This is a genomic window from Anatilimnocola floriformis, from assembly GCF_024256385.1.
GTDB lineage: Bacteria > Planctomycetota > Planctomycetia > Pirellulales > Pirellulaceae > Anatilimnocola > Anatilimnocola floriformis.
Genome location: NZ_JAMLFW010000002.1, coordinates 1141799 through 1154374 on the forward strand (window position 1 = coordinate 1141799; position 12576 = coordinate 1154374).

General features: G+C 59.5%; 10 protein-coding genes and 1 tRNA gene. 7 read left to right on the forward strand and 4 right to left on the reverse strand.

The features are described from left to right. Window positions 1-18: 18 nt before the first annotated feature. On the reverse strand, window positions 19-2478 hold the full coding sequence (locus M9Q49_RS29125) for a hypothetical protein (RefSeq protein ID WP_254512820.1): 2460 nt from the start codon (window positions 2476-2478) through the stop codon (window positions 19-21). A gap of 434 nt (window positions 2479-2912) precedes the next feature. On the opposite strand from M9Q49_RS29125, the gene M9Q49_RS29130 reads away from it, so the two are divergent. The 7 genes from M9Q49_RS29130 (at window position 2913) to M9Q49_RS29160 (ending at window position 8095) form a co-directional block, all read left to right on the forward strand. Next, the gene (locus M9Q49_RS29130) at window positions 2913-3791 is read left to right on the forward strand and encodes a hypothetical protein (RefSeq protein WP_254512821.1); all 879 of its coding nucleotides are present in this window, start codon (window positions 2913-2915) and stop codon (window positions 3789-3791) included. A gap of 36 nt (window positions 3792-3827) precedes the next feature. Beyond that, window positions 3828-4391, forward strand: a complete 564-nt coding sequence (locus M9Q49_RS29135) for a hypothetical protein (protein ID WP_254512822.1) — start codon at window positions 3828-3830, stop codon at window positions 4389-4391. Between the two features lie 131 nt (window positions 4392-4522). Then, window positions 4523-5554 carry a hypothetical protein gene (locus tag M9Q49_RS29140; RefSeq protein ID WP_254512823.1) on the forward strand — a complete coding sequence of 344 codons (1032 nt, stop codon included), beginning with the start codon at window positions 4523-4525 and terminating at the stop codon, window positions 5552-5554. Window positions 5555-5557: 3 nt separating this feature from the next. Next, window positions 5558-6472 carry a hypothetical protein gene (locus M9Q49_RS29145; protein WP_254512824.1) on the forward strand — a complete coding sequence of 305 codons (915 nt, stop codon included), beginning with the start codon at window positions 5558-5560 and terminating at the stop codon, window positions 6470-6472. Continuing rightward, the gene (locus M9Q49_RS29150) at window positions 6469-6798 is read left to right on the forward strand and encodes a hypothetical protein (RefSeq protein ID WP_254512825.1); all 330 of its coding nucleotides are present in this window, start codon (window positions 6469-6471) and stop codon (window positions 6796-6798) included. The genes M9Q49_RS29145 and M9Q49_RS29150 overlap by 4 nt, the downstream gene beginning before the upstream one ends. Before the next feature lie 64 nt (window positions 6799-6862). Further along, window positions 6863-6946, forward strand: a tRNA-Leu gene (locus M9Q49_RS29155). Window positions 6947-7393: 447 nt separating this feature from the next. Beyond that, a complete protein-coding gene (locus M9Q49_RS29160) occupies window positions 7394-8095 on the forward strand; it encodes a hypothetical protein (protein ID WP_254512826.1) in 702 nt (233 codons plus the stop codon). A 612-nt stretch (window positions 8096-8707) separates the two neighbouring features. On the opposite strand, the gene M9Q49_RS29165 is transcribed toward M9Q49_RS29160, so the two are convergent. From M9Q49_RS29165 to M9Q49_RS29175, 3 genes are all read right to left on the reverse strand, one after another. Continuing rightward, window positions 8708-10132 (reverse strand): hypothetical protein, encoded by a 1425-nt coding sequence (locus M9Q49_RS29165; protein WP_254512827.1) that lies wholly within the window; start codon window positions 10130-10132, stop codon window positions 8708-8710. Window positions 10133-10417: 285 nt separating this feature from the next. Then, complete coding sequence (locus M9Q49_RS29170) at window positions 10418-11668, reverse strand: M16 family metallopeptidase (protein ID WP_254512828.1); 1251 nt, start codon at window positions 11666-11668, stop codon at window positions 10418-10420. 113 nt (window positions 11669-11781) lie between these two features. Further along, window positions 11782-12342, reverse strand: coding sequence for a GNAT family N-acetyltransferase (locus M9Q49_RS29175; RefSeq protein WP_254512829.1), 561 nt, complete (start codon window positions 12340-12342; stop codon window positions 11782-11784). Between the last annotated feature and the right edge of the window lie 234 nt (window positions 12343-12576).

Here is a 12576-nt window from a genome sequence, read left to right on the forward strand (position 1 = left end):
CGGAGCGTGAGGACGACACTACTTCGCCGGTTCGGCAGGTTTCGCTTCGGCTTTTTCGGCCGGCTTCTGCTCAGTTGCCTTTGGCGAGGCAGCGGGCAGGGTCCAAGCCAGGGTCAACCAACCTTCGGCCGACTTGGCCGTGGTGGTCGGCAGCGGCGGCAACTTCGACCAGTTGCCGAAGTTCTGCGCCGTACTGTTAGCACCGGTCGACTTCTTTTTGGAGAAATCCATCGGGCCGACCTTGATCACGATCGGGAAGACATCGCGGCGCATCCGATTGGTGAACTTGGCTTGTTCGGTCCGGCTGACCAGCGTCGAACGCTCCTTCGAGAAGCGGGCGCTGTACACACCGCGGCGAACATCCGGAATGTCGGCGGCTTGGCCTTCGCCACCTTCTTCGACGTCTTCACCCATCTTGTCGCGTTCGAGCACCCAGTCGCCGTCGACTTGCTTCAGCTCGTAGAGGGCGGTCACTTCGATGCCCTTGGCCATCACCTGGCGTTCGTCCTTCGGCCCGCCGTAGTTCTGCACGCGTTCGAGTTGCTTGACGCGCATCACGATCAGCACGTGACCGCCGCGGAACTCGACGCGAAGCGGAATCTCTTCGTCAAATGTAATCAGCGAACCGGCCAGCTTGGCGACGGCATCGTTGGCGCTTTCGTAACGGCGTTCCTTGGCGAGTTTTTCCAACGAAGGAACTTCGCCACCCATTTGCGCCTGCATCTGCCGCATTTCGAGGGCCGTATAAGTTTGGCCAGCGAGCATCGCATGGGCATAGTTCATCACAAACGACTCATGCACCTGCGCGGCAATGTCACCCTCGGGCGCTTGCGGCGGAGTCGTCGGTGCGCCGAGCTGCCCAGCGCTGGCTTGCGACAGGACGACCTGCATCTTGTTCGCACTGGTCGCAGTCAGGAACTGCTTGGGATATTCGCCGCGGATGATCAACGGCCGACGATACTTTTCTTCAAAGCCCTTGTTGATCTTGTTCGTCGAATCCACACCTTGCGAATCCATCTCGGCGCTCAGATTGGCCGCGGCGTGTTGCGAGGCAATCGCTTCGGCTTCGGCTTTGCTGGCCGAGGCCCGCTTCCAGGCGATTCGTTCGATGAGCCGGCTGCGAGCACAAATGCTGTTGATCGTCGTGCAGGTCGAGGCCGACGCGGTGGCCGGGCTCGGTTGCATGCCGCCGATTTCGTCGTCGAAGTGAATCTTCTTTTGACCGCTGAGTTGCGTTACGCCCGTGCTGTAAATCACCACTGGGCCGTTGTAGCCGATGGTGTTCGAGTTGGCCGTCGCGCCGAGCTTGATCAAGTAACCGGCTTGCAGCGGATTGGTGAGCATATCGACCGTCGTCGCGCCGACCACGTGGGCCGTGCCGCTGACGCTCGTGCCGAGAATGTTGTCACTCACTGGGCGAACGCGATCGATCTCTTGTTGCAAACCGCCCGCGAAGAAATCTTGCGAGGCATAGACCACGAGGTTCGGCAGCGAATAGCCCGCCACGACTTCGCGCGTCACACCGCCGGCCTGACCCGTGCGCTGCAACTTGCCGAGCGTATCGGCAGCTTCGACGGCAGCGGGAAACGGCAGCGGCTCGGTCGTTTTGGGATCAATGCCCTTCGGCACGGCGTCGGCGCGGAGATTTTCTTGCGACTTGGCGACGTCGGCGGCGAGCTTTTCGAGCAGCGTCTTCGTCGAGCCTTCGCCGTCCTTGAGACCAGTCGTGGCGTTCAGATCTTGCACGCGGCGGATGGCGGTGCGGAGTCGCGAGAAGGCGGCGCCGGCGAGGCCTTCGACCTTCGTTTCGTTCCATAGCGCCAGGTCGGCAACTTCGATGGCTTCGAGTTTTTTCTCGGCCTTCAGTTTGGCAACGGCGTCGATATATTCCTTGTCGTAGACCAGCCAGCGATACTTGGCGAGCTTGGTGCCGAGGGCTGCGAGCTGGGCATCGTCACCCTTGCCACTTGCGATGGCTTGGAGCGCGGGAAGATCGAAGTAAGCCCGTTGAGCTGCCGGCAATGCCTTGACCTGCGTCTGAACCGCAGCAGCGGCCTGGCGGAGTTCCGTTTGAGCCTTGGTGACAACATCGTTCGCCGGCGCGGCGAACTTGGCATCTTTCACGGCCGCGGCGACTTGAGCGCGAGCGAGCTTCGTACGGTTATTAATGTATTCGTCGAGCGCGACGCGGACCTTTTGAAAGCGAGCTCCTTCCAAGCCGGCTTCGCCGCTGTTGAACCGCCGCCAGGCTTCGACCAGCACGGCGGGATTGGCTTCGCGGTCGCCGCCGACTTCGGCTTGCAATTCCTTGAGCAGCAGATAGCTGCGCCAGGTCTTGGCATTGGCATCGGAACCGAGCCATTTGTCGAGCGACTTGACCTCGGCATTGAGCGCGGGTGCATCGTTCTGAGCTTGGACCGGAGCTTGTGTCACCAGTCCGGCCAGCGCAAAGGCACCCCAATAAAGAATCTTCCTCATAATCGCCACCTTGCTTGTGCGTGCATGCGTGCGCTAGCTGCCTTAGGACTAATAACCATCGGTTCCACCGAGGGGAGATCAGCAGCCCGCAACGTCGACTTCATATTCTGCAGACTTCTCCCGTCATGTAAATCATGTATCAGGCAAAGTTGACCTACTTGACGCAAGACTCCCGCCTGCCCTATTCTCTGCGACTCCTACGAACATTCTCTGCGCTCGCTGTGAAAACCGCGCACTCAGAGACAACCCTGCCGCGCGGGCATGACTGCCCCGCCTCTCTGGCAAAGGATGTGCCACGCTCCGCACCCCTGCGAGAGTGGTCTTCGGTTCTCGCCAATCTTCCCCCGTTTTGAACTGCGCTGTGGCTGTTCTGCGTATTCGCAGCACGTTTTGGCTTCACGCCCCAACAGCACCGCGCGAAAGGAAAGGCTCCGATGCGCTGGCAATCTGGTTTCGCGGCAACACTGTTGGTCTCTTTCGCTTCGCTAGCACTCGCTGCCGAAGCCCTGCCGGAGATTCGCACCGAAACACCGCTGAAATGGCAAGACAACTATCTCGACGCCACCGAAGCGGCCCGCGATGCCAAACAAATCCTGCTCGTATGGTTTGCAGATGAAAAACAGGAACCAGCCAACGAGAAGTTTGCCGCCAGCGTGCTCAACCAAGCCGACGTCGCGCCGTTGCTCGCGGGCATGACGCTGGTGAAAGTGAATACGAGCACCGAGATCGAATCGAAGGGAAAGACCTTCAAGCTGATCGAGCATTCGACGATGAAGGAGCTGCTCGGCGGGCCCGGCCTGGTGATGATCGATTTTCGTGATGCCGAACAAAAGGTGTTTGGGCACGTCGTAACGGTTTATCCGTTTCAGCATGGACCGATTACCGCGGCGAAGCTGAAAGTGCTGTGCGAATTGCCGACTGGCACGCTCACGCAACGAACTTTGATGTTCGCCGTCCGGACGCATCCTGCCAAACCGGCCAGCGCCTGGTCGCCGCACAGCGACTATCTCGCCAAGGAAGCCGAGAAACATTCGCAGCATCAGGCCAGCATCAATCTGCAAGGTCATCACAACTGGGAAGCCCGCTTCCACCAGATCAACGCCGGCTTGGGCATTGGCGGCGCGAAGGAGGTGTGTGCCGAAAGTTGGCCGGGGCAAAATCTGCTCGACGCCGCCGAAGAATGCGTTCACAGCTGGAGCCAATCGCCGGGGCATTGGGCAGGCGTGAGTGCTCGCCACTCGTACTTTGGTTACGATATGAAGCGAGGGACGAACGGCGTGTGGTATGCCACCGGCATTTTCGGTGGGCGTTGATTGTTCCAATTTAGACTCGGGCGGGATCGCACCACCATGGATGAAGAACAACAGCGGCTCGCGGCGCTCGACGCTTATTTTGCTCAGCACACGGGCCCTGAGTTAGAAGCGCACTCGCAGCGATCGCCAGTCAAGCATGATGCTTCGTCGGCGCTCGCCGCAGTCTCGGGCATCGACGATCCAGAACTGCTGCGCGATCTGCTCGCAGCCGGCATTCGGCCCGAAACCTTCGCTTGCCTTGCCTTGTTGCCGCTGTGCGAAGTGGCCTGGGCCGATGGCGACATCAGCAGCCGCGAGCGCGACGCCATCCTCAAAGCCGCCGTTCAGCACGGCATCGAATCGGGCACGGCAGCCCGCGCCCTGCTCGAAGTTTGGTTAGCCACTCGCCCCGAACTAAAAATGGTCGACGCCTGGAAGGAATACATCGCGGCCCTCGCTGTCCGCCTGCCGCCCGACCGCGCGAAGCATCTCGCCGAAGAAATCCTCGGCCGCGCCCGCGACATCGCCGCTACCTCCGGCGGCATCCTCGGCTTGGGGGCCAAAGTCTCCGTCAGCGAACAGTTCGTGCTGGATGAGTTGGAACACGCTTTCCGGCCCTGATTTTCTTATTTTCGGCGATTTTCCCAGCTGGGAAAATTGGCATTTTCAGGAAAACAAGCTACAATTTCCTGAAACAAGCCGATTTCCCGGATGGGAAAATGAACGCAATCGAGAAAATCACCGAATCAGAGATGCTTCGCTCCCTCGTCGCAGGCAGCGTCGTCTTGGATCGCTTTATCGTCACCGAATCGTCGCGCAATCGTCGCGACCAATCGATCGATGCCACCATCGAACTCGAATTGTGCGGCGAGAAGGATCGCTTCCGTTTTGCTGTAGAAGCAAAAACGGCGAGCGCACCGCGCGCCATCGAGAGTGCGGTGGCGCAAATCCAGAAAGCCACCGGGCCCGACGAAAATCCGATGATCTTCGTCCCCTACCTTTCGCCCGAGAGCTTGCGCTCGCTCGAAGAAGCCAAGGTCAGCGGCATCGATCTTTGTGGCAATGGCGTAGTGATCGTGCCGCGGCGTCTTTATGTCGTCAGCACCGGCCAAGCCAATCGCTATCCCGATTCCCGGCCGCTGAGCAATCCCTATCGCGGCCGCTCGGCCATGGTCGCCCGCACGTTGCTCAGTGGTGGCCGTTGGGATTCACTCAATGCGCTACGCGAGTCCATTCAAGCGGCTGGGCTCGATCTTTCGCTGTCACAAACCTCGAAAGCCGTGGCTGCGTTGCAAGATGATCTGATCGTAACCAAGCAGGGCGGAGCCATCGTTCTCAACCAACCGCTGAAGCTACTCGATCAACTCGGCGCTGAATGGAAAAGGCTGTCGCCGATCCGCAGTCGTCAGGCCTTCCGTTTGCCACTTGGAACTGACGTGGCTAAGTGCTTTGCGTCAGCAGCCAATTTGCAGTGGGCAATCACCGGCGAATCGTCGGTTTCGCGCTACGCCATGTTCGCTCAGGGCGGACCGCAACGCATCGCCGTTTCGGATCTGCAACTTGCTCAGTCGCTGCTACCAGGCAAACCCGAAGTTGCAACGACATTTGCAGATATAGAATTACTAGAGACAAGTGAGCCCGGCTACTATTTTGAGAACACGCGAGACGAGCAAGGTGTTCGCTGGGCAAGTCGCCTACAAACGTGGCTTGAACTGCAGGCCGGTGATGCCAGACAGCAGAATGCCGCCGCCGAAATACGCAACCAGCTTTTGAGCCAAAAATAAACCATGGCACAAAACTCCGATCCCTTGTGGCCCCTGTTTGCCCCGCTGTGGACGGAACTGCGTGCAGTATCGCCTGGCCTGCTGTTAGCTGGTGGTTATGCGCTATTCCTGAAGCAGCAATGGCTGATTTCCCAGTCGCACCTGAACTTGGGAAATCACGTTGCACCGTTCATTTCGATCGAACGCTGGCTTGACCCCACTCCGCGGGCCACGAATGATCTCGATTTCGTCGTGGGAGTAGAAATCATCGCATCGCGCGGCGAGCAACAGTCGTTCGACGCCGCCCTGAAAAAGCACGGCTTTCGCGTGGTTCCCGAGAACCGGCTGTGGCAGTTTTCCAAGGCGATTTCCGCAGAAACGGAACTCAAAATCGACTTTCACGCAGCGCCACCAAGCAGCGACCGCGCTGACGTTCGTGTCGAAGCACGCCGCGTCAAACCAAATCCATCGCTGGCGCAACTCGGCATCCATGGCCGTGAAAATGCTGAAGCGGCCGGCTGCGAGTGGCATCCCTTTCGATTCGAGATCGACCATGTCGAAATCGCGATTCCCAATGCAGTCACCTTGAGTGTAATGAAGCTGGTGGCAGCCCTAGAGAAGCGACTCAAATCACTTGAGGCTAGACGATCGCCGGCTGAGCGGAATATCCTGGAAGCGGAGTCGCACAAACATGCTCGCGACGTATTTCGGGTGATTGCCATGCTGACGCGTGAGGAAAACGATCTCGTGCCGCAGATTGTGGCTCGATTTCGGCCGATGAGCAGTTTCCGAAACGCCGCCAACGCCTTTCACTTGATGTTCGTCAGCGACGAACAATGGGCCGCACCGATCGTGGCCAGCCAATGGCAGCCGGCGGATTATGAGTTGATTCGCAACTTACTCGCGCAATGGCTTTCCCACGCGGAGTCTCAGTCATGAAAGAATCTCGTGCTCCGCTCGTGATTGCTGTCGTGCTGTTGCTGTTGCCGGTGTTGTATGTGGGGAGTTATTGCGTCGCGCTGCGGTCGAGTTCGCAGATGGTGGGGCTGAACGCGTTGTTGCCCAAGGGCGCCTCGCCGGATTACTATCGCTTTGGTGGTGTGTGGTCGAAGCGTGTTTATTGGCCGCTGGAGTGGGTCGATCGACGACTGAGACCAAAGGCTTGGGCGCAGATCGATCCGCCGATGGTGCAATGGCGCATGCCAACGCTGCTGAATCTGGAAACTGGCGAACCCGAATCATTTTCACCCGATCCAACTGAGTAACCGCTCACAACGGTGATTCCTCCTTGACGTTCGGGCAAAAGGACCTAGACTTAAATCCTTCCTCGCGGTCGTGGCGGAATTGGCAGACGCACCAGCTTGAGGGGCTGGCGCCAGCAATGGCGTGGAGGTTCAAACCCTCTCGACCGCACTTGAATCGAATTGAATGAAGTCACCATTGCCTCGTGCGATGACGAACTTCACGAGAAGCCGATCCTCATCGCGCTTCACTCAACACGCTTCTTCCTCAACAATGAAGTCGTGCAAAAGCCGTTGAACCACCGCCGAGAAGGCGGTGGCACGGCCTTCTCTGGCCCAACTGGCAGCGGCAATCGCCCGGCCAAATCGTCCCGCGGGACATGTCAAGAGCCGGATTTCATTTGCCGTAACTCTATACGGCTGAAGTATTTACAAAACTTGCTTGAATCCCCCCAGGCGTCCCTCGTAGGATAGGTGTGTGGGAATTGCCCGCCGCATTTGAGCCGGAGACCTGTAAGTCGACAGGTCAGGACAGGCTCAACGGAAACCGCCAGCAGGATGCACTTACGAAGCGGCAAATGCAGATCGGTCATTCCGCTTTCCATCCTAGGTTGCTGTCATGTCCCGCCGTGCTCCGCTCAATCTGAAAGCTCCCGCTCCTGCGCACAACAACACTCAGCGAGCGCCGTCTCGCCGTGTCGCTGCTGTGGGCAAAGGTGCGCGAGTCGCCGGCTCGCCCATCCGCGGGCCCTATATGCCGCCCGAAAACTGGTACGAACCCGCCGAAGAACACACCGGCAGGTACAACGTTGTCCAGCAACAGCCGGGTCTCGGCTTTCGCCACATCCTTTCTGAGGACGACATCCGCGAGCGGTTGTCACTCCTCCCCGCCGCCATGGTCAAGCCGCTGCAAGTCGTGCAGCTGAGCCAAATGACCCGCAAAAAGCGCCGCGCTCCTTGCTACGGCATGCAGTGGGGCAACGCCATTTATCTGTATCCGATCGAGCTCAATCTGGTCGAAACCTTTCAACGGGCGCCGAAACCGGCCCAGCTGATCGAAGCCAAGATGTATGGCGCTCGCTGGGAGCGAATGTCGGCAAGCACTTGGACGCTGAACTGGACGGAAGACACCATTCGGGACTTCTATCTCAACAACGTGCTGATCCACGAGCTGGGTCACATCCTCGACGAGCGCAACACCCGCTCGATCGACCGCGAACGCTACGCCGAATGGTTTGCCCTCGAATACGGCTACAAGCCGACGCGCCGCAAGGTGCTCGCGGCCCGAGCGGCATCGCTCTACAGCGGTGAAGCTTCGTAACAGCCCATTGTCGTCGTTCGCTCCGCGAACGACTGCCGTAGGTAGCTACTGTCCTAACCGCGGCAGCGGTGCCAGATGCCCAGCCCACAGCGTTAGCTGTGGGATCGAGGACGCATTTCTGCGAAAGCTGCGGCAGCAGCGAAAGGTGATCCGCAAGTTGGCTAGATTCGCTCTTTCGCCCCTGCTGGGGCTCTTGGCCCGTTTTTCGGCTTTACCCACAGCTTACGCTGTGGGCTAGGCATCTAGTCGCCGCTGCCGCGGCTGCAGGTTTTGCAACTTTCACGGATGGCGTTCGCTCGGCCCCAGCGATTTCGCTCCACACGCCAAAGCCGGAACTTCGCGGGGCTTGTTCCTGATTCGCTTGTGATTTCGCTGGCGGTTTAACTTTCGCGGAGCGAAAGTCGACAATGGGGCTCAGCTGAAGGTCGTCGCATGCTTGACCCATTGTCGTCGTTCGCTCCCGCGAACGACCACCGTAGGCGGAGTTGCTCGGAAACCAACGATTTCGCTACGGACTCCGCACGCCAAAACCGGAACTTCGCGGAGCTTGTTCCTGGTTCGTGGTGATTTCGCCGGCGGTTTAACTTTCGCGGAGCGAAAGTCGACAATGGGTCACTTGTGGGCCTGCCATTGCTTTAGCCAAGCGGTGGCTTGCGTGGTCGTTTCATCGTCGGGCCAGGTTTTGATGTGCTCGCTCAGGATTTCTAGGTAGAAGGGCGAGGACTGCGGATCGCGGCGGACTTCCTGGGCGGCGAAAAGAACGGCTTGCAGGTGAATGGCCGCACTGAGAATGTTCGACGGTTCCTTGAGGCTCGCGCGGCGCAAGCGGCGGGCAGCATCGGTGAAGAGCTCTCGCTTGAACTGGATGAGCGCTCCTTTAAACGCCAACTCGAGCGCGACTTCGGTACCTCCGGCGTTGAAAGCTTGGTCCGATCCTTTCTCGTAAGTCACCGCTGCCTGGGCGAGATCTCCCTGCCGATAGAAATGATCGGCGGCGCGCGACAAGATGGCCGCTCCCGCGCCGTTGGGATTCGCGGCCAGCGCTTGGACCAAAAGTTGATCGCCGCGGCGGCCCCAGTACGCACCGTGGGTGGTTGCCATGAGTCGCGCGAGATCTGCCGCTTTCTCCTGCCAGGCTTTTGAATCGGCGGTGTTTTTAGCCTGCTGCCACGCCGCCAGGTATGTCTCCAGCCAGGCCAGATCGAGCTCGGCCGCAGGTTTTTCTTTCAGCAGCCGCCCTTCTTCCTGAATCTGCACGGCCTCGGCGATGTTCTGCCCATCGAGCGCGGTGCGAATTCTCTCCGCTCGCGCACGGAGTCGAAACTCGGTCGGTTTGGGTTCCTTATCGAGCGTCGCCAGCAATTCTGCTGCGTTGGCAAGATTCCCGAGAAGTCGCTCGCTAATGACGAGTTCCAAGCGTACCTGATTGCCGAGTGGATCGCTGGGGACGACCTGCGTCAGCGGCGTGCGGAGAATTTCCTGGGCCTGCTGCAACAGCGTGATGCGATCGGGCGACTTCGGCGGATAGAGCTCGCCGCGAACCCGGCAAACGTGAGCCCATTGATAAAGGACATGCTGCTGCAGCGAGAAGAGTTCATCGGCAGAAAGTTCCGCCGCGGCCGGCTTGCGACGACGCAGCAGTGGAATCTCCTTCGTGAGGAATTTGTTCAGCTCATCAAGGGCCGCCGTTGCCGTGCGGAGTGGTTTCAGCGCGCGATCGAGTTCGGTACCGGGCACCGCTCCCGCGCGGATCTCGGCAGCCACGAGTTCACCTTCGGCGAGCCAGGTCAGTGCCGCTTGCAGTTGCACCGGCACGGGTCGCGGTGATTTCTGCTCGAGGAATTTCTGCGCGACATCGTGAGCCAGTTGAAACCAACCAGCGCGTTGGCTGGCCGGGCCGTAGATCGCGCGAGCCGCGTGCGTCTTGAGCAGTTCGACGGTCAGCTCGCAGCGCGAGATTTCATCCGTGCTCGGCGTGGCGAGCTTTTCCAGACAGTAGCTTTCGGCCCGGTCGAAGAGGCGGAGTTCGCGAAGCATCGCGACTTGCCGTTGATCGGGAGAATCGGCGCCGCTTGCGCGGAGTAAAGAGCAGAACAGAACCAGGCATGCAATCCACGGAGCGATGAAGGGTGATCGCATGGTTCGACCGATCTCGGCTCCACCGAGTTTGCTCGGTGGTGAAACGATTCTGCCCTAGAAACCGCGGACCAATCATTCGCTCCACCGACGCAAGGTCCGCGGGGGCGAGCGTTTATCGTCAACGCAGCTAGTGCAAAATCATCGCTCCACCGAGCAAGCTCGGTGGTGGCGAACAACTAGCCCCTACTTCACATCCACTTTAATCGGCTGCGGGCCGAGCGACACCACGGTGAGATTTTTTGGCGGATGCTTTTCCAGCCAGCCGTTGATCGATTTCACCGTGAGGTTGTCGATGAGCGACTGCAGCTCTTCCTTGGTTCGCACGTGCTGCAGGTAGTACCAATCGAGGGCGATGTTGCCGGCCCGCGAGGGGCTCGATTCCTGCTGGATGATCAGCGAGCGCTTGATGCGCCCCTTCAAGCGGTCGAGTTCGGCTTGTTCGATGCCAGCGAACATCCGTTGCAGTTCGCCCCAGGTCACATCGAACGTATCCTGGCCGTGCTCGGGCGTGGTGCCGGCAAAGGCGATGACGCTGCCGCGGTCCTTCAGCGAGTTGCACATCGCGTACACGCTGTAGACGTAGCCGCGCTTCTCGCGAACCTCGGTGAAGAGACGGCTGCTCATGCCGTCGCTGAGAGCGCCGATGGCGCCGCGCAGCTGAAAGTAGTCTTCGTTGGCGTACGACAAACCATCGATGGCCAGGCCGACGAGCGTTTGGCTCGATTCGTGTTCGATGTGGTGATAGCCGCGCTCCGGCGCGGTTTCGACGAGTTGGTTATCGAGGCCGGGCCGCCAGTCGCCGAAGAGATTTTCGACGAGGTCGCGAACCTGCGGCCAATCGATCTTGCCGGCGATGCTGAGGATGCCGCGGTTCGGGCGGATGCGATCGTTGAAGTAGTTCTTCACGTCCTTGTGCGTGACGGCTTGCAGCGTTTCCGTCTTTCCTTGTGAGCTGCGGCCCCAGGGATCGCCGTAGTAACGGCGACGCAGTTCCTGCATCACGCGCTGGCCCAGGTCGTCTTCGACGGCCCGCACTTCTTGCAGACACGACAACTGCGCGTCTTCGAATTGATCCTCGGGCAGCAACGGCCGGCGCACGACATCGGCATATAACCCCAAGACCTTCGGCAAGCTTTCGCAGGGCATCGAGCCGCCGAAGGTGGTGTGCGTGACGCTGACCGAGGCGCTGGTATCGGCTCCGAGGTTTTCGAGATCGGCGATGAACTGCCGGCTGTCGCGTTTGCCCGCGCCGCGCTGCAACATCTCGCACGTGAGCGAAGCCAAGCCAGCTTGGTTCTGCTGTTCATGCACGCAACCGGCGGGCAACAGCAGAGCGAACGCGGCGGACTCGAGCCAGTCCATTTCTTCGGCCACCAGCGTGAGGCCGTTGGCGAGCGGGTGGACGTGGATTTTTTGAGCAGCAGTAGCGGGCATGGGAGTCCTAATTTCAGATTTCAGATTTCAGATTGCAGATTGGAAAGCAAATACGGATGAGCCTTCCTCAATCTGCAATCTTCGATCTGCAATCTGCAATTCTTCCCCGCCTCCTACGCGTACGCAACCTCACTAGCCTTGTACACGGTCTTCGTCTTGCGAAAACCGATCCGCTGATAGAGGCGGACGGCGGGGGTGTTTTGGGCGGTCACTTCCAGAAAAACCCGCGATAGGCCGGCTTGCTTGAAGCCTTGCAGCGACTGCCAGACGAGAATCGCTCCCAGGCCGCGGCCGCGATGTTCGGGGGCGATGCCGACGTTTTGGATCGCGCCGTAACCGCCACTTTCGGCGACACCCTGAATCGTGCCGCAGATCTCCGGCCGACGGTTTTCTTCCGGCCAGTGCTGCACCAGCCAAGTGGCCGACGGCAAAAAGCCGTCGCGGGCCGCGATCTCGGTCATCAACCGTTTGCAACCTGCGCGGCTCCCAAGGCACGGAAAGACACTGGCGTCCATCTCGTCGCAAAAGCAGCGGAACTTGGCATCGGCATGGAGCGGAATCATCTGCTCCGACCAGGCCAGCAAGGCATAATCGGCGGGCAACGCCGGCGCGTCGGCGGGGATGAGCCGCAGCTCAATCTCCATGCGATAGCGCTTGAAATAGGTGATGCCCATGTCTGCCCCTGAGTCGCCTTTCACTCCGTGAAAGGACGCGTCATTCTCCCGTACCCAAAAACTCTACCACGCTTTGCGCATCTCCAAGGGAAGACGCATTCCTTCGCGGGAGCGAAAGACGACAGTGAAATCGTAGATTTTTCCACCAGCAGGGTCAACGAAATACCGAGCCAGTCGGCAAAGAAAGCAAAAATCGTCAAACCTTGTCAGCTACAGATGTTACGACGAGACGGT

Bases quoted from the DNA above. Each gene is read 5' to 3' on its own strand.
- M9Q49_RS29125 (WP_254512820.1), bottom strand. From the start codon at position 2,478: ATGAGGAAGATTCTTTATTGGGGTGCCTTTGCGCTGGCCGGACTGGTG.
- M9Q49_RS29130 (WP_254512821.1), top strand. From the start codon at position 2,913: ATGCGCTGGCAATCTGGTTTCGCGGCAACACTGTTGGTCTCTTTCGCT.
- M9Q49_RS29135 (WP_254512822.1), top strand. From the start codon at position 3,828: ATGGATGAAGAACAACAGCGGCTCGCGGCGCTCGACGCTTATTTTGCT.
- M9Q49_RS29140 (WP_254512823.1), top strand. From the start codon at position 4,523: ATGCTTCGCTCCCTCGTCGCAGGCAGCGTCGTCTTGGATCGCTTTATC.
- M9Q49_RS29145 (WP_254512824.1), top strand. From the start codon at position 5,558: ATGGCACAAAACTCCGATCCCTTGTGGCCCCTGTTTGCCCCGCTGTGG.
- M9Q49_RS29150 (WP_254512825.1), top strand. From the start codon at position 6,469: ATGAAAGAATCTCGTGCTCCGCTCGTGATTGCTGTCGTGCTGTTGCTG.
- M9Q49_RS29160 (WP_254512826.1), top strand. From the start codon at position 7,394: ATGTCCCGCCGTGCTCCGCTCAATCTGAAAGCTCCCGCTCCTGCGCAC.
- M9Q49_RS29165 (WP_254512827.1), bottom strand. From the start codon at position 10,132: ATGCTTCGCGAACTCCGCCTCTTCGACCGGGCCGAAAGCTACTGTCTG.
- M9Q49_RS29170 (WP_254512828.1), bottom strand. From the start codon at position 11,668: ATGCCCGCTACTGCTGCTCAAAAAATCCACGTCCACCCGCTCGCCAAC.
- M9Q49_RS29175 (WP_254512829.1), bottom strand. From the start codon at position 12,342: ATGGGCATCACCTATTTCAAGCGCTATCGCATGGAGATTGAGCTGCGG.